General features: G+C 62.6%; 28 protein-coding genes. 20 read left to right on the top strand and 8 right to left on the bottom strand.

Features of this window, described 5'->3' with window-relative positions:
• The 14 genes from ccoN to VF194_RS01630 all read left to right on the top strand — a co-directional run.
• Positions 1-1232 (top strand): cytochrome-c oxidase, cbb3-type subunit I (gene ccoN / locus VF194_RS01695; RefSeq protein ID WP_330887383.1); only part of this gene is annotated, 1232 nt, incomplete at its 5' end.
• Between the two features lie 11 nt (positions 1233-1243).
• Positions 1244-1969, top strand: a complete 726-nt coding sequence (gene ccoO, locus VF194_RS01690; protein WP_330887381.1) for a cytochrome-c oxidase, cbb3-type subunit II — start codon at positions 1244-1246, stop codon at positions 1967-1969.
• A gap of 10 nt (positions 1970-1979) precedes the next feature.
• Entirely contained in the window at positions 1980-2162 is a 183-nt protein-coding gene (locus VF194_RS01685) for a cbb3-type cytochrome c oxidase subunit 3 (protein ID WP_330887380.1), read from the top strand.
• A 3-nt stretch (positions 2163-2165) separates the two neighbouring features.
• Positions 2166-3029: a cytochrome-c oxidase, cbb3-type subunit III gene (gene ccoP, locus VF194_RS01680; protein WP_330887378.1), complete on the top strand. Its 864-nt coding sequence runs from the start codon at positions 2166-2168 to the stop codon at positions 3027-3029.
• Positions 3030-3044: 15 nt separating this feature from the next.
• The gene (gene ccoG / locus VF194_RS01675) at positions 3045-4538 is read left to right on the top strand and encodes a cytochrome c oxidase accessory protein CcoG (protein ID WP_330887376.1); all 1494 of its coding nucleotides are present in this window, start codon (positions 3045-3047) and stop codon (positions 4536-4538) included.
• A gap of 2 nt (positions 4539-4540) precedes the next feature.
• Positions 4541-5038, top strand: a complete 498-nt coding sequence (locus VF194_RS01670) for a FixH family protein (protein WP_330887374.1) — start codon at positions 4541-4543, stop codon at positions 5036-5038.
• Positions 5039-5121: 83 nt separating this feature from the next.
• The gene (locus tag VF194_RS01665; RefSeq protein ID WP_414656064.1) at positions 5122-7467 is read left to right on the top strand and encodes a heavy metal translocating P-type ATPase; all 2346 of its coding nucleotides are present in this window, start codon (positions 5122-5124) and stop codon (positions 7465-7467) included.
• The gene (gene ccoS, locus VF194_RS01660) at positions 7464-7631 is read left to right on the top strand and encodes a cbb3-type cytochrome oxidase assembly protein CcoS (RefSeq protein ID WP_330887370.1); all 168 of its coding nucleotides are present in this window, start codon (positions 7464-7466) and stop codon (positions 7629-7631) included. Before VF194_RS01665 ends, ccoS begins: the two co-directional genes overlap by 4 nt.
• A 1-nt stretch (position 7632) precedes the next feature.
• Positions 7633-7821, top strand: a complete 189-nt coding sequence (locus VF194_RS01655) for a hypothetical protein (protein WP_330887368.1) — start codon at positions 7633-7635, stop codon at positions 7819-7821.
• A 152-nt stretch (positions 7822-7973) separates the two neighbouring features.
• The gene (locus tag VF194_RS01650; protein WP_330887366.1) at positions 7974-9875 is read left to right on the top strand and encodes a PAS domain S-box protein; all 1902 of its coding nucleotides are present in this window, start codon (positions 7974-7976) and stop codon (positions 9873-9875) included.
• A gap of 135 nt (positions 9876-10010) precedes the next feature.
• Positions 10011-10340 carry a hypothetical protein gene (locus tag VF194_RS01645; RefSeq protein ID WP_330887364.1) on the top strand — a complete coding sequence of 110 codons (330 nt, stop codon included), beginning with the start codon at positions 10011-10013 and terminating at the stop codon, positions 10338-10340.
• A gap of 289 nt (positions 10341-10629) precedes the next feature.
• Positions 10630-11214 (top strand): HPF/RaiA family ribosome-associated protein, encoded by a 585-nt coding sequence (locus tag VF194_RS01640; protein ID WP_330887362.1) that lies wholly within the window; start codon positions 10630-10632, stop codon positions 11212-11214.
• Positions 11215-11323: 109 nt separating this feature from the next.
• Complete coding sequence (locus VF194_RS01635) at positions 11324-12031, top strand: phosphoribosyltransferase (protein ID WP_330887360.1); 708 nt, start codon at positions 11324-11326, stop codon at positions 12029-12031.
• Between the two features lie 77 nt (positions 12032-12108).
• Complete coding sequence (locus VF194_RS01630) at positions 12109-12327, top strand: hypothetical protein (RefSeq protein ID WP_330887358.1); 219 nt, start codon at positions 12109-12111, stop codon at positions 12325-12327.
• Positions 12328-12348: 21 nt separating this feature from the next.
• Here the strand turns inward: VF194_RS01630 and VF194_RS01625 are convergent, their stop codons facing one another.
• On the bottom strand, positions 12349-13797 hold the full coding sequence (locus tag VF194_RS01625) for a phospholipase D-like domain-containing protein (protein ID WP_330887357.1): 1449 nt from the start codon (positions 13795-13797) through the stop codon (positions 12349-12351).
• 101 nt (positions 13798-13898) lie between these two features.
• Here VF194_RS01625 and VF194_RS01620 point away from each other — a divergent pair, with 101 nt between their 5' ends.
• The 3 genes from VF194_RS01620 to VF194_RS01610 all read left to right on the top strand — a co-directional run bounded on the left by VF194_RS01620 (position 13899) and on the right by VF194_RS01610 (position 16330).
• Complete coding sequence (locus VF194_RS01620; protein ID WP_330887355.1) at positions 13899-14870, top strand: YbhN family protein; 972 nt, start codon at positions 13899-13901, stop codon at positions 14868-14870.
• A complete protein-coding gene (locus VF194_RS01615) occupies positions 14867-15631 on the top strand; it encodes an endonuclease/exonuclease/phosphatase family protein (RefSeq protein ID WP_330887353.1) in 765 nt (254 codons plus the stop codon). The genes VF194_RS01620 and VF194_RS01615 overlap by 4 nt, the downstream gene beginning before the upstream one ends.
• Before the next feature lie 147 nt (positions 15632-15778).
• Complete coding sequence (locus VF194_RS01610) at positions 15779-16330, top strand: PRC-barrel domain-containing protein (RefSeq protein WP_330887351.1); 552 nt, start codon at positions 15779-15781, stop codon at positions 16328-16330.
• 17 nt (positions 16331-16347) lie between these two features.
• Here the strand turns inward: VF194_RS01610 and VF194_RS01605 are convergent, their stop codons facing one another.
• The 3 genes from VF194_RS01605 to VF194_RS01595 are packed head-to-tail and all read right to left on the bottom strand — an operon-like array spanning position 16348 to position 18574.
• A complete protein-coding gene (locus tag VF194_RS01605) occupies positions 16348-16893 on the bottom strand; it encodes a hypothetical protein (protein ID WP_330887349.1) in 546 nt (181 codons plus the stop codon).
• Positions 16890-17225, bottom strand: coding sequence for a rod-binding protein (locus tag VF194_RS01600; protein ID WP_330887347.1), 336 nt, complete (start codon positions 17223-17225; stop codon positions 16890-16892). The genes VF194_RS01605 and VF194_RS01600 overlap by 4 nt, the downstream gene beginning before the upstream one ends.
• 14 nt (positions 17226-17239) lie before the next feature.
• The gene (locus VF194_RS01595) at positions 17240-18574 is read right to left on the bottom strand and encodes a flagellar basal body P-ring protein FlgI (protein WP_330887393.1); all 1335 of its coding nucleotides are present in this window, start codon (positions 18572-18574) and stop codon (positions 17240-17242) included.
• Between the two features lie 194 nt (positions 18575-18768).
• Here VF194_RS01595 and VF194_RS01590 point away from each other — a divergent pair, with 194 nt between their 5' ends.
• Both VF194_RS01590 and dksA read left to right on the top strand, forming a co-directional pair.
• A complete protein-coding gene (locus VF194_RS01590; protein WP_330887345.1) occupies positions 18769-19197 on the top strand; it encodes a flagellar assembly protein FliX in 429 nt (142 codons plus the stop codon).
• Between the two features lie 145 nt (positions 19198-19342).
• Positions 19343-19762, top strand: coding sequence for an RNA polymerase-binding protein DksA (dksA, locus tag VF194_RS01585; protein WP_330887343.1), 420 nt, complete (start codon positions 19343-19345; stop codon positions 19760-19762).
• Between the two features lie 158 nt (positions 19763-19920).
• Here the strand turns inward: dksA and flgH are convergent, their stop codons facing one another.
• From flgH to flgF, 4 genes are read right to left on the bottom strand one after another with little or no spacing between them, the layout of a single operon-like run.
• Positions 19921-20676 carry a flagellar basal body L-ring protein FlgH gene (gene flgH / locus VF194_RS01580; protein ID WP_330887341.1) on the bottom strand — a complete coding sequence of 252 codons (756 nt, stop codon included), beginning with the start codon at positions 20674-20676 and terminating at the stop codon, positions 19921-19923.
• A gap of 25 nt (positions 20677-20701) precedes the next feature.
• The gene (gene flgA / locus VF194_RS01575) at positions 20702-21469 is read right to left on the bottom strand and encodes a flagellar basal body P-ring formation chaperone FlgA (RefSeq protein WP_330887339.1); all 768 of its coding nucleotides are present in this window, start codon (positions 21467-21469) and stop codon (positions 20702-20704) included.
• A 24-nt stretch (positions 21470-21493) separates the two neighbouring features.
• The gene (flgG, locus tag VF194_RS01570) at positions 21494-22279 is read right to left on the bottom strand and encodes a flagellar basal-body rod protein FlgG (RefSeq protein WP_330887337.1); all 786 of its coding nucleotides are present in this window, start codon (positions 22277-22279) and stop codon (positions 21494-21496) included.
• Between the two features lie 28 nt (positions 22280-22307).
• Complete coding sequence (gene flgF / locus VF194_RS01565; protein WP_330887335.1) at positions 22308-23030, bottom strand: flagellar basal-body rod protein FlgF; 723 nt, start codon at positions 23028-23030, stop codon at positions 22308-22310.
• A 233-nt stretch (positions 23031-23263) separates the two neighbouring features.
• Between flgF and VF194_RS01560 the strand changes: the two genes are divergently transcribed.
• Positions 23264-23770, top strand: coding sequence for a flagellar basal body-associated FliL family protein (locus VF194_RS01560; RefSeq protein WP_330887333.1), 507 nt, complete (start codon positions 23264-23266; stop codon positions 23768-23770).
• Positions 23771-23783: the final 13 nt, after the last annotated feature.

Below are 23783 nucleotides of genomic sequence, written 5' to 3'. Positions count from 1 at the left end.
TGATCGCCACCTCCTTTTATGTCGTGCAACGCACGAGCCGTGCGCGGCTCGCCGGACGCTGGTCTCCGTGGTTCGTGTTCTGGGGGTATCAGCTTTTCATCGTGCTCGCGGCGAGCGGCTACGTGCTCGGCGTCACCCAGTCGAAGGAATATGCCGAGCCCGAATGGTACGTGGACCTCTGGCTCACCGCCGTCTGGGTGGTCTATTTCCTCGTCTTTGTCGGCACGCTCGCCAAGCGCCGCGAGCCGCATATCTACGTGGCGAACTGGTTCTATCTCGCCTTCATCGTCACCATCGCCATGTTGCACATCGTCAACAACCTGGCGATCCCGGTGTCGCTCGTCGGCTCGAAGAGCTACATCATCTATTCGGGCGTCCAGGACGCCATGACGCAATGGTGGTACGGCCATAACGCGGTGGGCTTCTTCCTTACCGCAGGCTTCCTCGGCATGATGTATTATTTCGTGCCGAAGCGCGCCGAGCGTCCGATCTACTCCTACCGCCTCTCCATCGTTCACTTCTGGTCGCTGATCTTCCTCTATATCTGGGCCGGACCGCACCATCTGCATTACACGGCGCTGCCCGACTGGACCTCGACGCTGGGCATGGTCTTCTCCGTCATGCTGTGGATGCCGTCCTGGGGCGGCATGATCAACGGCCTGATGACGCTCTCGGGCGCCTGGGACAAGCTGCGCACCGATCCGGCGCTGCGCTTCTCGGTCACGGCGGTCGCCTTCTATGGCATGTCGACCTTCGAAGGTCCGGTGATGTCGATCCGCCAGGTGAACGCGCTGAGCCACTATACCGACTGGACCATCGGCCATGTGCATTCCGGCGCGCTGGGCTGGAACGCCTTCATCACCTTCGGCATGCTGTATTACATCGTGCCGGTCCTGTGGAACCGCTCGCGGCTCTATTCGGTCAAGCTGGTCTCGTATCATTACTGGATCGCGACGATCGGCATCCTGCTCTACATCACCGCGATGTGGGTGTCTGGCATCATGCAGGGCCTGATGTGGCGCGCCTACGACAGCCAGGGCTTCCTGCAATATTCCTTCGTGGAAACCGTGCAGGCGATGCATCCCTTCTATCTGATCCGCGCAACGGGCGGCATCCTGTTCCTCACGGGCGCCTTGTTGATGGCATACAACCTGTGGCGTACCGCTCGCGGCGATCTCCGCGATGAGGCGCCTGCCGCTCGCGTCGGCGTGATCGCCGCCGCGGCCGAATAAGAGAGGCCGCCATGTTCATCAAGCACTCCACCATTGAGCGCAACACGATCCTGTTGACCGCGCTTGCGCTGATCACCGTCGCCATCGGCGGTCTGGTCGAGATCGTCCCGCTGTTTACGATCGAAACCACCATCGAGCGCGTCGAGGGCGTGCGGCCGTATTCGCCGCTCGAACTGGCCGGCCGCAACATCTACATACGCGAGGGCTGCTATCTCTGCCACAGCCAGCAGATCCGTCCGCTGCGCGACGAGGTCGAGCGCTACGGCCATTACAGCCTGGCCGCCGAGAGCATGTACGACCATCCCTTCCAGTGGGGCTCCAAGCGTACCGGCCCGGACCTCGCCCGTGTCGGCGGCAAGTATTCGAATGAATGGCAGGTCGCTCACCTGAAGGATCCGCGCGCCGTCGTGCCGGAGTCGATCATGCCGCCCTACGCCTTTCTGGCGGAGAAGTCGCTCGATTACGGCGATATTGCCGATCACCTGAAGACGCTTCGCCTCGTCGGCGTGCCTTACAGCGATGAAATGATCGCGGATGCGCGGGCCGATCTGGAGGCGCAGGCAACGCCGGATGCCGATATCGAAGCGCTGCTGCAGCGCTATCCCAAGGCCGCGACGGGCGATTTCGACGGCAATCCGGAGAGGCTGACAGAGCTGGACGCGCTGGTTGCCTACCTGCAGATGCTGGGCCGCCTGGTCGAGTTCGACAAGACCCAGCCCGGCAGCTTGCGGCAGTAGGGAGGCGAGGATGGAGCAGCTTATTCAGCATTATCCGTGGCTGCGATCGCTGTGGACGGTTTGGTTCTTCCTGCTGTTCGTCGGCGTCATCACCTGGGTGATGTGGCCGAGCCGCCGCCAGCAATGGCGCAAACTGGGGAATATTCCCTTGCATGACGGCGGCACCAACCGCCTGCGCTCGAAGAGGAATTGAGCGATGCCGAGCAAAATCGAAAAGGATATGGTCAGCGGTCAGCATACCACTGGCCATGAGTGGGATGGGATCAAGGAGCTGAATACGCCGCTCCCGAAATGGTGGCTGTATGTTTTCTATGCGACGGTCGTCTTCGCCATCGTCTGGAGTATTCTGTACCCCTCTGTTCCTGGCTTGCACACTTACTTCAAGGGCGTCCTCGGCTACACGCAGCGCGACGCCGTAGCCGAGAAACTGGAAAAGGCTGCTGCGGCACAGGCCGTCTATCGCGACATGATCCGCGCCATGAGCGTGACCGAGGTGAAGGCCGATCCGGAGCTCGACCGTTTCGCGCTCGCCGGCGGACGCGTGCTGTTTGCCGAGAATTGCGCGGCCTGCCATCAGTCTGGCGGCACCGGCGCCAAGGGATACCCGAACCTTGCCGATGACGATTGGCTATGGGGCGGCTCTCTGCCGGAGATCGAACAGACGATCAGGCACGGTGTCCGTGCAGTAGGCGACGACGAGACCCGGCAGTCGCAGATGCCGCGCTTTCTGGCCGACGGCATACTGACCTCGGCTCAGATCGATGCCGTGGCCGATCATGTGCGGTCGCTATCCGGCCTCGGCAAGGACAACGCCGAAGGCGCGCAGATATTTGCCGAGCAATGCGTCGCCTGCCACGGCGAGGACGGCAAGGGCAATCGCGAATTGGGCGCGCCGAACCTGACCGACAAGATCTGGCTCTATGGCAGCGACAAGGCCACCATAGTGCAGACGATATCCTACAGCCGCAACGGTGTGATGCCCGCCTGGAGTGCGCGTCTGGACGATGCCACCGTGAAGATGCTTGCAATCTATGTTCACGCTCTGGGTGGCGGCGAATGACGCGCGATGGCTGATATGAATCACATCGCTACCGAACGCAGAGCGGAAGCCAGCATCGCCTCGGAAGAACCCGAGGCGATGTTTGGCGTTTTCTCGCCCTCGCTTTATGCCGATCGCGTGAAGGTCTATCCACGTGCCGTGTCCGGGCGGTTCAGGACCGTCAAATGGACGGTTCTGATCCTGTGCCTGGCGCTGTATTATATCGGCCCGTGGATCCGCTGGGATCGCGGCCCGAACGCGCCGGACCAGGCGCTTTTGCTCGATATGGTCGGCCGGCGCGGCTATTTTTTCTGGATCGAGATCTGGCCGCAGGAAATCTACTACATCACCGGCCTGCTCATCCTGGGTGCCGTCACGCTGTTTCTGGCGACGGCGCTGTTCGGTCGCGTCTGGTGCGGCTATACCTGCCCGCAGACGGTGTGGACCGACCTGTTCATGCTGGTCGAGCGTTGGATCGAGGGCGATCGCAACGCCCGCATGCGTCTCGATCAGCGCCCGATGTCCTTCGACAAGGCCTGGCGCAAGACGGCGAAACATGCCGCCTGGCTTCTGATCGCCGCCGCCACGGGCGGCGCCTGGATCATGTACTTCCAGGACGCACCGACCGTGACCATGGAAATGCTGACCGGCGCGGCGTCGGGCGGCACCTATTTCTTCTTCGGCCTGTTCACGACGACGACTTATGTCCTGGCCGGCTGGGCCCGCGAGCAGGTCTGCACCTATATGTGCCCCTGGCCGCGGTTCCAGGCCGCCATGCTGGACGAGCACAGCCTGGCGGTGACCTATCAGGCATGGCGCGGCGAAGCCCGCGGCAAGCATAAGGCGGGCGAGACCTGGGAAGGGCGGGGTGATTGCGTCGATTGCCGGGCCTGCGTCAATGTCTGCCCGACCGGCATCGACATTCGCGACGGCCAACAGCTCGAATGCATCGGCTGTGGCCTGTGCATCGATGCCTGCGACGACATCATGGCCAAGGTCGGAAGGCCGCAGCGCCTGATCGACTTTGTATCGTTGGCCAACCTGGGCCGGCGTTCCAAGGGATTGCCGGAGGTGCGCAGGCTGGTCCGTTCCCGCACGGTGATCTACAGCACCTTGCTTGTTCTGGTCGCCCTGGTCATGGCGGCGGCGCTGACGATGCGGCACTCTTTTGAACTGAATGCACTGCACGATCGCAGCCCGCTATTTGTCACCCTATCCGATGGCAGTCTGCGCAATGGCTATACGCTGAAGGTGATCAACAAGACCCAAGAAGCGATCGATCTGAAGCTGGTTACGTCCGGCCTGTCGCATGCGCAGATGTTCCTCGCCGGTACTACAGACGAGGCGACGGAAAGCATCGTCCTGCCTCTCGAAGCAGATGCCGTCGGCGAGTTCCGTGTCTTTCTGCGCGTGCCCCGGGCCAGCGTGACGTCCGCGTCCATGCCGTTCGATATGCGGCTGCTCGATCCGAATGGACGGGAAGTGGCGCGGTATCGGGCGCAGTTCAACGGCCCGAATGGAGGGCACTAATAATGAAAACACTATCTGTTGACGGCGAGTCACGCCGGGAGCGCTGGATTCCCTGGCTTTTTGTCATGGGATTCCTGGTCGTCATCGGCGTCAACGCGACACTGATCGTAGCTGCCGCGCAGACCTTCAGCGGGTTGGTCGTTGCCCATCCTTATCAGGAGGGCAACGAATACAATCAGATCCGAGCGCAGATCGAGGCTCAGGAGAAATTGGGCTGGCGCTACACGCTGCGGACAGAACCCGGCCGTGACGGGAATGTGCATCTGACCGTAACCTGGCGGGACAAATCCGGCCTGCCGATCGATGGTTTGGCGATCGCCGGGCAAATGCAGCGCCCGGTCGAGAACATGGCTGCCGTTCCCGTCGCCTTTCGCTCATCTGGTTCTGGCAGCTATGTTGCCGATATCGCCCTGCCCAAGGGGGGCGTCTGGGATCTGCATATCTCCGCGGCCCGCCGCAATATCGCTTATGCAGCGGCGGAGCGTCTGGTCCTGCCGTGAGCGCCGCCGCCGGCATATTGCCCGCTGTCACGGGCTCCGCCGCCGAGCGGCATGCGCTCGCTTGCGCTCATTGCGGAGCGCCGGTGAGTGACACGTCCGGCAACGGCCCGGCGTTTTGCTGCAGCGGCTGCGCCGGCGCACATGCCCTGATCAAAGGCCTGGGCCTGGAGCGCTATTACGCCATGCGGGACATGGCGGCTGTTTCGCAGCCGTTCGCCGCCGAAGCGGCAGATTGGGTTGAGTTCGTCCGTTCCGACCCTGACGGCACACGCCATGCGGAATTGTTGATCGAAGGGCTGCATTGCGCGGCCTGCCTGTGGCTGATCGAGCGCGCATTGCGCGCGCAGGCGGGCGTGACCCGGGCTCGGCTTTCCGCGACGACCCGCCGCCTGTCGCTGGCCTGGACGGGCGATGCCGCGCGCATCAACGCGCTGGCCGATACGATAGCGCGCCTCGGCTATCGATGTCTGCCGGTCACGGCCGATGCCGCCGAGAAGGTTGGCTCGTCCGAAGAACGCAGTCTGCTGCGGGCCATGGGCGTCGCCGGCTTCGCCGCCGCCAATATCATGCTGCTATCCGTTTCCGTCTGGTCCGGCGCTGCCGGCTCGATGGGTGCTGGGACCCGCGATCTGTTCCATGTCATCTCGGCGCTCATCGCGATTCCGGCGATCGCCTATGCCGGCAGGCCGTTCTTTCATTCCGCATGGACGGCGCTGCGCCAGGGCCGCACCAACATGGATGTGCCGGTCTCCATCGGAGTCGTGCTGGCCCTGCTGGTCAGTCTGTTCGAACTTACGCGCTCCGGCCAGCATGCCTATTTCGATGCGGCCGTGATGCTGTTGTTTTTTCTTCTGGTCGGCCGCTACCTGGATATGCGTGCGCGCGGCTTTGCGCGTCGTACGGCGCAGCAACTGGTGGCCTGGACGGCACGTCCGGCCACGGTGCTGACCGAAGCCGGCGCGGTGCAGCGCCCGGCGCATCGTGTCGCCATCGGGGACCGGATACTGGTTGCGACCGGCGAGCGCATTCCGGTGGACGGCGTCGTGCTCGAAGGGATATCAGCGGTCGATCGCAGCCTGATCAATGGCGAGGTCGTGCCGCAACCGGTCGTGCCAGGGGCGGAGGTCTTTGCCGGCACCGTTAACCTCGATGCGCCGCTGACCCTGCGCGCCATTGCTGTCGGGGACGCCACCCTGCTGGGCGAAATTGCCCGTTTGATGGAGGCGGCCGAGCAGGGGCGGGGGCGGTACATGCTGCGGGCCGAGCGTGTGGCGCGCTGGTATGCGCCGGTCGTGCATCTGACCGCTCTGATCAGCTTCCTGGGCTGGTATTTCATCGGCCATATCATCTGGCCCGATGCCTTGCTGATCGCAGCCTCGGTGCTGATCATCACCTGCCCCTGCGCGCTGGCGCTCGCCGTCCCGATCGTGCAGGTGATCGCCAGCAGCCGCCTGATGCGGCGCGGCATCCTGCTGAAATCCCCGACGGCGCTGGAGCGTGCCGCCGCGATCGATACGATCGTCTTCGACAAGACCGGCACGCTGACCATGGGCCGCCCGGTTCTTCTGCCCGAGGATGCGGCCGACGGCGATGCCCTGCAAACAGCCGCGCGCTTGGCCGCGCGGAGCCGTCATCCGCTCTGCAAGGCATTGCTGGCGGCTTGCCCGGATGCGGTGCCTTTTGCCGGGGTGGAAGAGCATGCCGGACAGGGGTTGCTTCTGCGCCAGGGCGAAAACGAAATCCGGCTGGGACATGCCCGTTTCGTGGGCGTCGAGGCCGCCGCGGTGGACGGGTTTTCGGAACTCTGGCTGAGCCGGCCCGGTTTGCCGCCATACCGCTTCCGCTTCTCCGATGCACTGCGTAGCGGCGCAGTTTCGGCTATCGGGCAGTTGCGGAATGCGGGTTACCGGCTGCTGATTCTCTCCGGCGACCGGGCGGCCGCAGTGCGCAAAGTTGCCGATGCGCTCGATATTGCCGAATGGACTGCCGAAGCGGATCCGCGTTGCAAGGCCGAGGCGATAGCGCAACTCAGGCAGGAAGGCCGTCGGGTCCTGATGCTGGGGGACGGCCTGAACGATGCCGTGGCGCTTGCGGCCGCCGATGCTTCGCTGTCGCCATCTTCCGGGCTCGACATCGCGCAGAACGCGGCCGATGCGGTATTCCAGAACGGGCAATTATCCGCGGTGGAGGACTTCCTGCGCGTGGCGGGGCGAAGCCAGATTCTGGCCAGGCAGAATCTGTTGCTGGCGCTGATCTACAACGCCCTCGCCGTACCGCTGGCGATTGCCGGCCTGGTCACGCCGCTGCTGGCCGCCATTGCGATGTCCAGCTCGTCGATCCTTGTCGTGCTCAATGCGCTGCGGCTGCATGCGATTCGGAGGCCGCATGTGATCCGGGGCAGTGCGGCCTTAAACAGGAGGCCGGCATGACGATTCTCCTTTACCTGATCCCCGCCGCCCTGGGGCTTGGCCTGCTCGGGATGGCGGCATTCCTCTGGGCTTTGAAATCCGGCCAGTTCGACGATCTGGACGGCGCGGCCCAGCGGATAATGTTCGACGATGCGGATGCTGATTTACGTGGAAGGAGGAGATGAGATGAACAATCTTGGGCAGGTGCTCAGCTTCTGGGTGATGGGCGCGATTGTGACCATTCTTGGGCTGCTTGGCCTTGTACTGGCGGCTGACGCGCGGGATGGCGGTATGCTGTGGTTCGGTCTGGCATTGGCCGTTTTTGCGGTCATCTACGACTTTTTCGCCATTCATGTGACGCATAAACAGCCTTGAAATCACGGTGGTCCTCCCCCTGGCGACAATCAATCGCAGGATGAGCTCAAGAGCGGCGGGGCAGGAAATGATTTCAATGTGCCGTTTCAGTTGGTAGCCTCGTTCCTGGCCTTCGGAGGGGCCCCCTTGGAACGATCGGCAGCCGAGCTGGAATGGACACCGACGCAACGAACCAGGCCCGTCAGCGAAGTTACGAGCTTCTGATACAAGCTGTCGGCGACTACGCCATCTATATGCTGGATCTGGACGGCAACGTGGTGAGCTGGAACGCCGGTGCCGCCAATATCAAGGGTTATTCCGAGCAGGAAATCATCGGCAAGAGTTTTTCCTGCTTCTATGCGCCGGAGGATCGCGCAGCCGGCAGGCCGGAAGCGGCATTGCACGCGGCGCGCACCGCCGGGCGCTATTCCGAGGAGGGCTGGCGGGTGCGCAAGGATGGTTCCCGGTTCTGGGCCTCCACCGTCATCGACGCCATCCGCAATGAAGCTGGAGACCTGATCGGATTCGCCAAGATCACCCACGATCTGACGGAGCGCCGCGCGGCACTGCAGGCGATCGAGGAAAGCGAGCGAGATCTTCGCCTGCTCATCGAGAGCGTCACCGATTATGCCATCTACATGCTCGATTCCAATGGCATCATCACGAGATGGAACAACGGCGCGCAGCGGATCAAGGGCTATACCGCCAACGAGGTCATTGGAAAGCATTTCTCCACATTCTATACGCCGGAAGAACGCGATCTGGGCGTTCCCGAGCAGGCCTTGCAGCGTGCCTTGGCCGAAGGTCGCTACGACGCCGAGGGATGGCGGGTGCGCAAGGACGGCAGCCCGTTTCGGGCCAGTGTCGTCATCGATCCGATCCGGAGTGCGGATGGCAGGTTGATCGGCTTTGCCAAGATCACCAAGGACATCACCGAGCGCTATGAATCGGAAAAGCGCCTGCAGGAAACCCGTGAGCAGCTTTTCCAGGCGCAGAAGATGGAGGCGCTCGGACGCCTGACCGGCGGATTGGCGCATGATTTCAATAATCTCCTGACGGCGATCCTTGGTGGCGCCTCGCTTGCGCTCAATAGCAAGATCGAGGAGCCGCGGATCAGCCGTATTCTTGGCAACATCCGCGACGCTGCCGAGCGCGGCGCCTCCCTGACCAGGAAATTGCTGGCTTTCGCCCGGCGGCAATCGCTTGAGCCAAAACCCCTTTCGCTCAGCAAGGAGCTGTCATCGATTGTCCAGTTGTTGCGGCCCTCTATTCGCAGCAGCATCGAAATCATACTCGACCTGCCCGACGATCTGCGGACTGTAGAGATCGATTCCACGCAATTGGAACTGGCACTGTTGAATCTGGCATTCAATGCGCGCGACGCGATGCCAGATGGCGGCACTTTGCGGATCGCCGGGAAGAACGTCACGCTGGCGGGCAAGCCGGATGGCCTGCATGGCGAGTTCGTCGCGCTCAGCATCTGCGATACCGGTTCCGGAATTCCGCTCGAAATTCAGGATCGCATCTTCGAGCCGTTCTTTACGACCAAGCAATTCGGGCAGGGGACCGGCTTGGGGTTGAGCCAGGTCTACGGTTTCGCCAAGCAGTCGCGGGGAACCATAACCCTGGAATCGGTCGTTGGCAGCGGCACGACGTTTACGCTCTTCCTTCCCGTCAGCGCGGCGGAGCTGCGGAACCAATCTTCGGCGGAGGAGAAGAGGAATGCGGGGCGCGGCCGGGTCCTGATCGTCGAGGATGATCCGATTGTCACCGAGCTGGCCGCGGACTTGCTGGCCGAGCTGAAATACGAAACCTTGACGGCGGGCAACGCACTCGATGCGCTGGCCATTTTGACGCGAGGGGAAGCCGTCGATGCGGTGTTTTCCGACATCATCATTCCTGGCGGCATGAATGGCGTCGAGCTGGCGCGCCGCATCCGAAACCGCTTCCCGGAACTGCCGATCCTGCTGACGACGGGCTATAGCGACAATGCCGCGGCGGGACTGGAATTTCCGCTGCTGCGAAAACCCTATCAACTGTCCGATTTGGCCCGGGCGATGCAGGCTCTGCTGTAGCTCGGGTGCAGTCAAGGCGACATCGAATATCCCCCTTGAATCGAATGCCCCGCTGAGAGGAACAGTTTTGCTTCCCCCGAGGTTGACGCTCGAACCGAGCATCAGCGCGCAGGATTGAATTGACGGAGCAAAGCAATGGCCGATCACGCCAAGCAGAAACTGGTGGATTTCCTGGAAGACCACGCCTTCAGCCCGGTATTGCGGGCCAAGCCCCACCAATATGCGGCATCTCAGCAGCGGATGCTGGAGGATGTGCAGCGGGCGACCCGGGCCGAGATCGACCGCTTTCGCGATTATCGCTCGGCGGAGGATGTCGTCATCAACTTCAAGCGCGACCTTTCGTCGGGTGCCGCCGAGAAGATTCATCGCGAACTGAGGCGGCTCAATCTGCCGACAGTGAACGATCTGGAGGGCGACTTCATGCGGTTGGCCGATGATCTGGGCGTAAGGGCATCGGCATCCTGAACCGATGCGTTCCGGCTGGAACCAATATCCCGAAAATACCGTTAATCTGCGTGGTTCGTCCGAAAAGCCGGATCGATATGAGAAAAGGTTATCCAGAGGAGAAGGCGCGGCAGGGCAGAGTTGTTCTGCGCACCCGTGGACAGCGGCTGGTATTCATCCTCGGACTCGCCGGGTTTGTCATTTTGCTTCTGGTGCTGCGCTTCGGCCCTTGAAGATGACGCAGATCAACAACACTTCAGTACCAAAGGCATAAAATAGCCAGCATCGGCAAATATGAGCGGAGGTCGGGATGGAAAAGCCACTTCAGATCGCCTTCAAGGATACTGAAAGCTCTGAATTCATCGAAAATCTGATCCGTCAGCGCGTTGAGCGCTTGGAACGCTTCCATCGCCGCATTATCGGATGCCGAGTGGTTGTCGAGATACCGCATCGCAGCCCGAGCAGCGCCAAGCTGCCGATGGGAATTACCGTTGAAATCGAGGTTCCTGGACGCAACAAGATCGTGGCCAAGGATATCGAAGACCGCCATGACATGAAGAACAACAATCAGACCGCGGTGATCAATCGCGTATTCGATGCCGTGCAGCGTCAGCTTGAGGACATGACCGACATCGTCCGTGGCGACGTGAAGCAGCATGACGGCGCGTTGGAAACCGGTGTCGTGGTGCGCCTGTTCCCCGAACAGAACTATGGTTTCATCGAGGTCAAGGATTCGCCGGATCTCTATTTCACCCGCAACGCCATGGCGAACGGCGATTTCGACGACGTCCAGGTGGGTACGATCGTGCAGGTGACGCGTGCCACGGCGGAAGGTCCGATGGGCCCCCAGGCAAGTTCGGTGCGGCTGCTGAACGCACGCCGCAGTCCGACATAGCCTCGGCATCCGGCAGGAGATGAGGGATCGCCGGCATTCGTCATATGGACATGGGGGTTGGTAGATAAGGGAGCTGGCTTCTGGATCATCTGCAATGAGGTGACAGGCAATGGACGGGCCGTTTCGTCATTTCGCCAACCGACGTGAAGCCGGGCGGGAACTTGCCGCCCGGCTGGTGCAATACCGGGGGCAGCAAGTCATTGTGCTTGCCTTGCCGCGAGGCGGCATTCCGGTCGCCTACGAAATTGCCAAGGCGCTGGAAGCGCCGCTGGATCTGCTCATGGTCCGGAAAATCGGTGCGCCCCAGCAGCCAGAGCTTGGCATCGGTGCCGTGGTGGACGGCAAGAATCCTCAACTGGTATTGAACGACGATCTGGTCCAGCGCCTCGGTGTCCGGCCAGAATACATCCGCTCCGAGCAGGAGCGGCAACTGACGGAGATCGAGCGCCGACGGCAGCTCTATCGCGGCGACAGAGTGGTTCTGGATGTCGATGGCCAAATCGCAATCGTTGTCGACGATGGCATTGCGACGGGTGCGACCGTCAAGGCCGCCCTTCTTGGGCTGGCGCGCAGCAAGCCTGCCAGGATCGTTCTTGCGGTTCCGGTCGCGTCACCCGAGAGCCTGGAGGAATTGGCGCCGCTGGCGGATGAGGTTCACTGTCTGCTGGCGCCGGATGGTTTTAATGCCGTGGGTGCCTACTACGTCGATTTCGCCCAAACGACGGACGAAGAGGTGATCGATCTCCTGGCTCACACGCGGCAGAACGCTCTTACCGCGCCGGGCGCACTGGAAGCCCAACCTGAGCGGGAAAGTTGACCTGCCCGCATTTTGCCAGGAACGAACGCGCCGCTTGAAGGTTGCCTGCGGACCACGAGCGATGCGTGGAGGTCGTGATGGTCGAGCGCAATGCAAGCCGGGTGCAGATCAAGCCCAACGCCAAGAGGCAGGAAGGCGCTCAATTGAATCCCGGCGATCAGGCCGGCCCGGGAACGCCAGGAACCGGAGAAAACATCTGTCCGCAATGCCAAGGCCGCGGCCGTCTTGAGGAGGGGCGGCCATGTCCCGATTGCGGCGGCAGCGGCAAGATCATCGAAGGCATCGGCGGCGGCTGAATACGGCTCGCGACGAGGCCGTCACTGGAACTGGGCAGCCAGCCAGTTCCAAATGTATCTCCAGCTCAGCGGCCGCGGCGGATCGAGCAGCGCGCTGCCTGGCATTGGCGATGTTTCCGTTGTCGAAGAGCTCGGCGCTGCCGCCAGCATGCGCCGGGATTTTCCATTGAACCACTCTATTGCGGCGATCAACGATCCGCCGCTGCGCAGACGTTCGCCGAACAATTCGGGCGTGGTTCCAAGATGCTCGGCCAGCAATCGGTTCCGCAATCCGCCGATCACTGTCCGCGCCCTCGTATCTTTTGCCTGCAGGGCGATGTCGCATTCGGTATCCAAGCCGAGCGATCGTGAATTGAAGTTGGACGAGCCGATGCGCAGGAGATGATCGTCAATCACGATCAGTTTGCTGTGGATCTTGATGCGGCAGTCCGGCTTGCCCCGCCATATCGGATAGAAGCGCCGCAGCCGGCCGAACCGGTCCGCCTTGCGCAGCTTCGCGAACATGCGGTCTCTGTTCTCCGCCATGATATAGCGTTCCAAAATCCCCTGCGGGCCGCCATTGGCGACGATGACGATTTCAGGCCCTTCAGGTTCCGTCAGGCTGTCGGCGAGAAAATCCGTCACCTCCGGCAGGGCGAAATATTGCATCTCGAGATAGATCGACTGCCGCGCCGCCGCCAGAATATCGGTATTCAGGGCGGCGATTTCGTGGATGGCCGGCTGCCGGCGATATTTCGGCTGGGTGCGGGCGATCGCGACCGGATGATCGACAAGCTCGGGAGAGACCTGTGCAGGCCATGGATCGCCGGCCGGTTCAATGGAGGCTAGCTGTGCGCCTGTCATGTATTCCCAGCGGGCGGCGGCAATCCTGGCAATGGCCTCGGCCGCCGGGCCGTCGATGACCACCTGGATGTCGTGCGATGGCGGATATATGGCATCGGAGACGGTTCGCCTCAGGGGATTGCGGGGAAGATGGTCGGAATCGTCCCAGCGTCTCTGGGTGATGTCCATGCCTCCTAGAAATGCGATCTTGTCATCGATCAGGACGATCTTTTGATGATGGCAGGCGCCGAAGGGATGATAGCTGTCCCAGCGTAGATCTATGCGCGGATGCCGCCACCAGACTTCCCCAACGGGCAGGATGGCTTCGTCATTGCGCCCGTAGAACAGGGCGTTGCGCCAGATCAGCAGCCGAAGCTCCAGTCCAGGACGTTCCTCCACCAGGTTTCTCAAAAAGAGGCCGACCGGCTGACCGGCCGCACCCTTGCATTCCGGATCGAGCGCGATCCGGCTGTCGAAGTCCCAGCCCAGAATGGTGATTCGCCGTTCTGCCCTGAGCAACGCGTCGGCCAAGGCTTCGAAGTAAGGTTTTCCGTCTATCAGGAAGGCGAGCCTGCCGCATGACGGAACGGCCCAACAATTCCACCCCGCCGAGAACAGGGGGACAGACTTCGTTTGGCGGTGATCCATTCCCAACCTGGTCATGGTTTTCGCTGGGATGAACGAAAAACCCGGTGAGACACGCGGAGTTCCACGGGGAACCAAAGCAAAAGTGTCGGCGTTTGGTTCGCATGAACCGGCAGCGGCTTTTTGCGGCACTCGGCATTGCAGCTTTCGCTTTCGGTGTGTTTCTGCTTTACCGGGTGTTCAAAAGATATGACTTCAGGGAAATCATATCGATCTTGGGGACTGCTGATGGCGGCAGCATTGGCTTGGCGCTGTCGCTCGCCATGTGCAGCTATACCTGCGTCGCCGCGCTGGAGGTGCTGGCTGTGACCTATACCGGCCAGGCGGTGCCGCTGCCGCGGATCGTGTCGACCGGCATCGCCGCCGTCAGTATCGGCCGCAGCATCGGCTTCGCTGCGCTCAGCAGTGGGGCCGTCCGTTATCGGATGTACGGACGTGCCGGCCTGCATTTATTTTCCGTCGGCGCTATCGTGGTCTTTTCCGGGGTCAGTGTCGCTCTGGGCTTCGCCGTGGTGGGCGGCGGGCTGTTGTTGTGGCGCGGCGATCTTCTTGCTCCGTTTCTCGGCCTCTCGCCTGCGGGAATACGAAATCTGGCGATCGGATTGTTGATCGCCGCGACAGCATACATCCTGCTGTGCGCCCTGCGGCGCAAGCCGGTGCGGCTGAGGCGGAACTGCTTGCGCATACCCCGGCTTCGCCTGGCGGTGGGCCAGGTGATCCTGAGCAGTCTCAACCTGACCTGCATCGGCGGGGTGCTTTACATCGCACTGCGCAGTTTCACGGATGTCGGGTATCCGCTGGCCGCCATGCTGTATTTCGGCTCCGATCTGGCGGCCGTCATCGGCCATGTTCCGGGCGGGTGGGGTGTTCTCGAATACATCGTCACAAGCGTGCTGGCTGGCGGCCAGGTATTGTCCGGCGTCATAGTGTTCCGCGCGACATATTATCTGATCCCGCTCGGCGCCGGCTTGCTGATATTTCTTGCCGACGAGTGGCGCCATCGCCGCATCGCGCAAACGCCTTCGCGGGGACGCCATATTCCCGCCGCGGATCATCCCGGTGGAGGGCGGCCGTGAACCTGCTGCGGGTTGCGACATACAATATCCATTCCTGCATCGGCGGCGACCGCAGTTACGATCCGCCGCGTATCCTCAAGGTTCTTCGGGAGATCGATGCCGACATCCTTGCGCTGCAGGAGGTCGGCGGATATCCCGTCGACGGGCAGGAGCAGGTTCATTACTTCGAGCGGCATCTCGGCATGACCCTGATTCCGGGCCTCAATCTTCGCCGGCGCCGGGTGCAGTTCGGTAATGCCTTGCTGGTGCGTGGGCAGGTCGAGATTGCCGAGCAGGTCAATCTGACGGTCAGCCGCCTCGAGCCGCGCAGCGCGATCGACGCCACGGTCGAAACGCGTCTGGGCAGCTTGCGCGTAATCGCCACGCATTTGGGGCTGTTGCCGCGGGACCGTCGCCGCCAGATCGCCATCATCTCGACTTTGCTGGATCGCGGGATGGCGCCGCTGACACTCCTGATGGGAGATTTCAACGTCTTTGGTCCTGAACGTGCCGTGCTGCATCAGATCGGCGCGCCGCGGCCGCTACCCAAACTGCGCAGCTTTCCGGCGCGGCGCCCGCTTATGTCGCTGGATCGGCTCTGGACCCTCCCGAACGAGAATCTGAGCGCACTGCATCTGCATCGAACCCCGTTATCGGCCATCGCTTCCGACCATCTGCCGTTGGTCGGCGAGATGGCCATTCCCGTGCCTCAGACCGAGGCGCGGGCGGCCGATAAAGACGCGGAACTCGAGACAATGACGGTGCGCTCGAGCGTCGAGTGACTTGCGGCGCTATCGGCGGAAGCAAAGCGCCATAATACGGAAATGTCACAGGATATTCGGCTTTCAAGCGGCTCGAGCCGTGCCGATCACAGAACCGCTTCCCATATAAGCGGGACCGGCTTCGCCTGTTCAGGAAGGAGAAAAATCATGCAGCGTCTGGCTCGTATCTTTCCCGCGCTCGGTGCCGCTTTCACGGCCGCGATGTTCGCCGCAGGTATGGCGTATGCACAGCAGCAGCCCGCCGGGAGTCCCGGCCCCGCGGGAGAACCGGGCGGCCGAGCGCCGCCGGTCGGATCGGGACCCATGACGCCGGTGCCGGGCACCGGCACGGCGGAGGTGAAAGGCAACAGGCTGATCGGGGCGGATGTAAAAGACATAAGCAATGAGAAGATCGGCGATGTGTCTGAAGTCCTCGTCACGACGGACGGTCGTGTCAGCGGCATTGTTGTTGCGGTGGGCGACATTCTAGGCCTGGGTGGCCGCAAGGTCGTCCTGCCGTGGGAGAAACTGCGCTTCAGCAGCGAAGGGAACGATCTCGTCGTGATCGCCTCCACCGGCAAGGATGCGCTGAAGGCGATGCACGATTACGACGATCGTCCCAGTCGGACGGATGCGCCTGCGGAGCCCGGGGATATGGGATCGAGCCGGAGCAGCACGCATGATATGTCGCGGCCGATCCGGCCGGTCCCGAGCGAATAGCCGTCGGACGTCAAAAGTCAGCAGCGCTCGTTGCTGAACAGAGAGACCGGCTGACGGGCGCCGTAATTCGTGGTCAGCGCCGTCATCGCACCGGAGCGCCCGTAGCCGGTGCCCAACTGGCTCTGCTTGGTCGCGCCCCGGATGATGGCGTCCAGCAGCATCTTGTTGGCGTCGCGGGCGGTGCGCACGACAATCTCGTTGCGTTTGCCGACCGACTGCATGTCGCCGAGCAGCGCCCCCAGCCGGTTCCGTTCGGCCTCGGGGGCTTGCTTCAGGGCGTCGGGATGCTCCTTCAGCACTTGCTGCTTTTCGCGCAGCAGGCCGGCGAAGATGCGTTTCTGTTCGGTCATGCGCGGCAGGCTCTCATAGTCGAAGCGCTCCAGTGCCGCGGTCTCTTCCACCATCACGTCCCGCAACTGGCTGACAAGATCGCAAAGCTCGAGGACCGTCGGCGGCACGGCGCCGGCGCCATAATTGTCGGTGACCTTTGGGCCTGGCGAGAGCATGCGCTCCTTCACGGGCTGCCGGCCCCCCGGCTGACGTGTGTTCTGCTGCGGTTTCACGATGCCGCCTCCTGAATCTTGAGCATCTGATCGTAAACCATATCGGCAATGCCGATGCCGCCGCGCTTGGCCATCTGACGGCCATATTGGTCGTCGAGGAACGAGCGCCAGGTCGCCTCCGCCTGGCCGCCGCCGAACGGGCCGTCCGTCTTCACGCCGGAGGACATCAGCTCGAACATCTGCGACAGGAAGAAACTTTCGAAATCCTCTGCCGCTTTGCGGGCCTGCGCCTGGTTCTTGCCGGCATGATCCAGCTTTGCGCGCGCCGCCTTCGCCTGATCGATGGCGAAGCTATTGATGGCCGGCGCTGCGATGAGGGCTGCGTCATTCATGGCCTGACTCCTCCTTACATCACCTCGATTTCGGCCTGCAGCGCACCGGCGGCCTTGATCGCCTGCAGGATGGTGATCATGTCGCGGGGGCCGACGCCCAGGGCATTCAGGCCATCCACGAGTTCCTGCAGCGACACGCCGCCGCGCATGACTCCCAGACGGCGGTTTGCCTGATCGTCGACCTGGATATCGGTGCGCGGCACCACCACGGTCTGCGCTCCGCCGGCGCCGGTGCCGGGGACGGTCGGCGTGCCGGTGCCGGGCACAGCCTGGGTGATCGTGTCGAAGACGAAATTGCCCGAAGCATCCCGCACCGGCTGGCCGTCGGGGCCGATACGCGGCACCTGCACGGTTCCGGTCGCAGCCGAGGTGCCGGCGATGCCCGGAATAGCGGTGGCGCCCGGCGAGAAGGGCAGCGGCTGCGAGACTTGCGGCGTCTCGGTGATGCGGACGGTGAGCGAACCCTGCGCGATGGCGACCGTGTCGATGCGCACATTCGGGCCCATCACGATGGTACCGGAACGCTCGTCGATGACCACGCGGGCGACCTGGTCGGTCTCGACGGTGAGCTGTTCGATCGCCGTCATGAAGCCGATGACGTCCGAATGCCAGGGCGCCGGAATGTCGATATGCACGGTGCCGGGGTCGAGCGCGCGTGCGGTCGGTTCGCCGGCCAGGGTGGAGATCGCCTGGCTGATGCGGCGGGCGGTGGTGAGGTCTGGGTTGCGCAGCGACAGGCGCAGAACCGGCATCGAGGCCAGCTCGAAACCGACCTCGCGCTCGACGATGGCGCCATTGGCGATGCGGCCGGAAGTCGGCACGCCGCGGGTGACTTGGGCGGCAGCGCCCTGGGCCTTGAAGCCGCTGACGGCGATGGCGCCCTGGCCGACGGCGTAGACCTCACCGTCGGCGCCGAGCAAAGGCGTGACCAGAAGAGTGCCGCCCTGCAGACTCTTGGCGTCGCCCATGGTTGAGACCGTGACGTCGATGCGGCTGCCGTGGCGGGCGAAGGGGGGCAGCACGGCGGTAACCATCACTGCGGCCAGATTGGCGGTGCGGAAGGTGCCGGCGTCGCGGATATTGACGCCGAACCGCTCCAGCATGGCCTGCAGGCTCTGTTTGGTGAACGGCGAATTGGTGAGGCTGTCGCCGGTGCCGTCCAGACCGACCACCAGGCCATAGCCCACCAGAAGGTTGTCGCGGATACCCTCGAAATCCGCGATATCCTTGATGCGGGAGGCGGCTTGTGCGGTGGCGGACAGGGCGACGACGATGATCATCGCCATGGCGGCCAGGATGCGGGCCATGGGTTTGCGGGAGGTCAAAACGGCTTTGGTGCAGCAGCGCATCATCGCAATTCCTTCAACTCTTCGGCGCCGGACAGGCGGCCTCGGGATGGTGAATGCGAGTTCCGTGCCAGACTTAAAGCTATGGAAAACTTGCGATTTTTTGGATTGGCGGGTATCTGTCGGCAAAATTTGCCCGCTTTACCTAGGCAACTATATCGGGCACGATCCCCGCCGTAGACAAGGTCGTAAAATTCATGAGCGTCAATAAGATCAGTGGTCCCGGCGGGGTTAAGCCCGGCGCTGCGAAGCGCGCGTCCAGCGGCGCTGCCGACGGACCAAGCTTTGCCAATTTGCTCAAGGAAACCGACAAGGCGCCGTCCCAGGTGACGCAGGCCGCGCCCGCTACCGCCTTGGAAACCGTCCTGGCCGTACAGGCCGCCGATGAGTGGAGCGGCAACAGGAAGAACCGCCAGCGTGCCTTTCAGCGCGGCTCCAGCCTCCTGGATCAGTTGGACGAGATCCGGCATGGCCTGCTGGAAGGGCGAATCCCGGCCGAGCGCCTGCAGGTGCTGGCGCGGCAGCTGCGGCAGGAAAAGCTCGCGGTGGAAGACCCCGCCCAGGCGGAGATCCTGGCCGAGATCGAGCTGCGCTGCGAGGTGGAACTGGCCAAGCTCGGCCTGTGACCGATCCGGCTATTTCGCAATACTATAGTAAAATCAATACATTAGGTGAAATTCGACGGCCTTGCCCCGAGGCGGGCTGATTCATATACTCCGCGCGCCACGACCGGGGTCCCGGAGTCGGCGTGGAGCCCTGGAGGTTCACTATATGGGAATTCAATTGAAGGCCAATTATCGGCCGACCGAAAGCGAACCCTTCATGAACCCGCGCATGAAGGAATATTTCCGCCGGAAGCTGCTGGCGTGGAAAGAAGATATCCTGCGCGAGTCGAATCAAACCCTGCAGCATCTGCAGGAAGATACCAGTCAGGAGCCGGATATTGCCGATCGGGCTTCGGTCGAGACTGATCGGGCTCTGGAGCTGCGCACGCGCGACCGCCAGCGCAAACTGATCTCGAAAATCGACGCCGCGCTGAAGCGCATCGAGGACGGCTCATACGGCTACTGCGAAGAGACCGGCGAGCCGATCTCGCTCAAGCGGCTGGAAGCCCGTCCGATCGCCACATTGTCGATCGAGGCGCAGGAACGGCATGAGCGGCGGGAGCGCACCCACCGCGACGATCTCTGAAATCGTTTCAGCTTCTCGTGAATGCACAAGAAAAGGCCGGTCTTCTGACCGGCCTTTTGCTTTGCTGTCGCCCTGGCTTTTTGCCGCGGTCCGTCTCCTACGGTCCTTACGCACTTTCTGGCGTGCCCGATCTTCGGGCGGGGCGGGACTCCCGGTGCTTAGAAGGGGAAGATGATGTCGTAGATCTGCTGGCCCCAGCGCGCCTGTTGTACGTCGGTCAACTGACCGCGGCCGCCGTAGGAAATGCGCGCTTCGGCCAACTGGGTCTGATTGATCGTGTTCGTCGCGGTGATGTCCTGCGGCCGCACGATGCCCTGGATGATCAGTTCGCGGATCTCGTTGTTCACCCTGATCTCCTGACGGCCCTGGATCACCAGATTGCCGTTCGGCAGAACCTGCGTGACCAGCGCGGCGACGCTGACGGTGATCTGCTCCTGGCGGTTGATCTGACCCTTGCCCTGGACCTGCGAGCCCGTGGCGGCGTCGACCAGGGTTGATGGGGTCACGCCGTCGAGTACGCGGCCGAGGGCGCCGCTTTCCAGACCGAGGAAATTCGGCAGGCCCGCGGTTTCGCTGTTGTCGCGCGACGTGGTGGTATTGTTCTGCAACTGCGCTTTTTCCTGCAGGTTCACATTGACCGTCAGGATGTCGCCGACCCGTGCTGCGCGCGGATCCTTGAAGAATTGCCGCGCACCTGGCCGCCACAGCGAATTTGCATGGCGGGGCGAAACCTCCGGCGCGGGCATCGGCAGGCTGACCGGACGATAGCCGCGTTCCTCGGTCGGATTGTCGATCTTGGTCATCTCCGGCGGCTGTCCGATATCGGCGAGCCGGCTGAGATTGCCGCAGGCGCCAAGCGAGACGGCGAGGCCGGCGATGGCGACCAGACGGAGAGGGCGAAGCGGCTGTGTCATGGCTGAGTGCCTTTTCAATCTCTGTTCAATTCGATGCGATGACGCGCGGCGCCGGTGTCACCTGCACTTCATTCGTGCCAGTGATCGTGGCTTGGATGGTCTTGCGGCTCTGCAGGTTCATCACCGGGATGACATCGCCGATGCTGCCGGCCTCGAGGGCCCGGCCCGTGGTGGTGATCGTTATGCCGGGCCCCTGCGCGACCATGGTGACGATGACGTTCTTGCCGACCGCCTCCGGACGACCGATATCGGCGGCGCGGATCGGCATGCCGGTCGCCAGCGGCCGGCGCGGGCTTTGACCGATGAGCTCGTTGATCTGATCGATATATCCGGCACCATAACGGCCCGCGGGAACGCGCTGCCACTCGACGTCGTTGCGGCTGATCGTATCGCCCGGCATGACGCGGTTCTTCAGCACCGGAATCAATTCGACAGGCTGGGCACGGCCGCTGACCGTGACCGGCTCGGTGCGGCCCGGCGTGGTGAGCGCGGCGAGGAAGCGGCCGCTGCGGGCATCATAGGAGAAGCTTTCGACCTGCAGGACGGCCGGTGTCGCGGGCGGCACCTCTATCTCGTTGCCAAGGCCGTGGAAGCTGATCTCCACCGATTGGCCGCCATTGCGCTGCTCCACCAGTTCGGTAAGCCGCTTGGCGATTTCCCGTTCGCCGATCACCTGGCCGCCGCTGACGGCGGCGACCTGCGTCTGCGCCGCCGCCGGAGCGGTATAGGCGACAGACGGCGCCAGAGCGGCGGCCGCGAGGCCCAGGAGGAATAGAGTGTGAAGCTTTGCCATGACTTGCCCCCTTCAGCCGGACGGTTACCGCAGACGGCTTGCAGTCTGCAGCATCTCATCGGCTGCGGTGATGACCTTCGAGTTCATTTCGTAGGCGCGCTGGGCCGAGATCAGGTTGGTGATCTCCTGCACCGGATTGACGTTGGAGGTCTCCAGATAGCCCTGACGCAACGTGCCGAAGCCGGCGGCATTCGGGTTGCCGACGGTCGGCTGGCCGGAAGCGGGCGTCTCGAGGAAGAGATTGTCGCCGGTCGCATCCAGACCCGCTTCGTTGACGAAGGTCGCAAGCTGGATCTGGCCGAGCTGCTGCGGCTGCGTCTGCCCAGCGATCTGCGCCTCGACGATGCCGGTGGCGTCGATGCTGACCGACAGCGCGCCCTGCGGGATGGTGATGCCGGGCTGCAGCTGATAGCCGTCGACGGTCACGATCTGGCCATTCGCGTCGACCTGGAACGAGCCGGCGCGGGTATAGGCCGTCTCGCCCGACGGCAAGGTGATCTGGAAATAGCCTTTGCCGTTGATGGCAAGATCGTAGCTGTTGCCGGTCGAGGTCAGGTTGCCCTGCTCGCTGATGCGATAGACACCGGCGGCGCGAACGCCGACGCCGATCTGAATGCCCGACGGTACGATCGTATTGGCATCCGACGAGGTCGTGCCGGGCCGGCGCATATTCTGGTAAAGCAAGTCCTGAAACTCGGCGCGCTGGCGCTTGAACGCCGTCGTGCTCATGTTGGCGATATTGTTGGAGATGACCTCGACGTTGAGCTGCTGGGCCATCATGCCGGTAGCGCCGATGCTGAGGGTGCGCATGACTTATCTCCTCGTGAAATCCGGATATTTAGGAGGTGCGGCCGAGACGCTGAATGGCGTTCCGCTGACGCTCATTCTCGCTGTCCAGCAGGTTCTGGGTGTTCTGGTACTGGCGGACCAGCTCGATCATATTGGTCATTTCGACGATCGGTTCGATGTTGGAAGCCTCTAGCATGCCCTGCACGATGGTGCTGGCCACCGGCGCCGCCTGCGGCTGCTGCGCCGTGGCGTAAAGGCCCTGCGCGGTCTTGCGCAGTTCCTGCTCGTTGTCGAAGGTGACCAGGTCAAGCTTGGCGATCTGCTGTGCGCCGATGCTGACGGTGCCGTCCACCGACACCGAGGGCGTCTCGCCGTTATCGGGAAATACGATAGGCCGGCCGCGATCGTCCAGCACGGGATGACCGCCCGATGTGACCAGCCGGCGCTCGGCGTCGAGACGGAGATGACCATCCCGGGTATAGCGGCGACCTTGCGGCGTATCGACGGTCAGGTAACCTTTGCCGTTGATGGCCAGATCGAGCGGATTGCCGGTCGATTCCAGCTTGCCGGCGCGGGTGTCGCGCAGGATGCCGAAATCATTGACGTAGCTGTCCTGCTGGCGCCGGTTCGGACCCTTGAGATACTCCTCGAACATCACCCGCTCGCCCTTGTAGGCGTTCGAGTTCATGTTCGCGAGGTTATTGGCGATCACGTCCATCTCGCGTTTCATCGTCGAGAGGCGGGACAGGCCGATATACGTTGCGTTCTCCATGGCTCCAACTCACGGTTAGCCGTTGCTCGGCCACCATGTTGCAGGCCGCGTGCCAACTGGAAAATTCCTGGGAAACCGCGACGAATTTGCCACGCCGCGCCCAACCGGCAGAACTTGACCCCTGTGCGGCGGGGAAGAGTCGGCAAAAACTGCCGGGTAGTGACAAAGTGTTAACTGTGCGGCGCTACCAATGCCCTGCTAGAGTGGGCTGAAGGTCCCCGGGGTACGGCAGGATGAGTGATGAAACGGAAGGCTTGGCCGAGGGCGGTGAGCTCGAAGGCCAGGGCGGCAAGAAGAAGCGCGGCAAGCGAGCGATCATCTTTATCGTTGCCGGGGTGCTTCTGCTGCTACTGATCGGCGGCGGCGGAGCGGCCTATTTCTTCCTGTTCGCCTCGCATGAGGAGGAGGCCGAGGTCAAGCCCGAGCAGCCGAAGGTCACGGTCTTCTATGATCTGCCGGACATTCTGGTCAATCTGAATTCGCCCGGACGGCAGGCTTCCTATCTCAAGCTGAAGGTTTCATTGGAGCATAACGATCCGTTGGCGACGCCGAAGCTGAACGAGCTGCTGCCCAGGGTGATCGACAATTTCCAGATTTATCTCCGCGAACTGCGCCCCGATGATCTGGTCGGTTCCGCCGGCATGTACCGGCTGAAGGAAGAGTTGCTGATCCGCGTCAATCAGGCGGTTGCCCCGATCAAGATCAACGACGTGCTGTTCAAGGAAATGCTGATCCAATAGTGGAGCGTAGCGG

Source organism: Ferrovibrio sp. (assembly GCF_036381655.1).
Lineage (GTDB): Bacteria > Pseudomonadota > Alphaproteobacteria > Ferrovibrionales > Ferrovibrionaceae > Ferrovibrio.
This window is presented reverse-complemented; position numbering and strand designations above follow the sequence as displayed.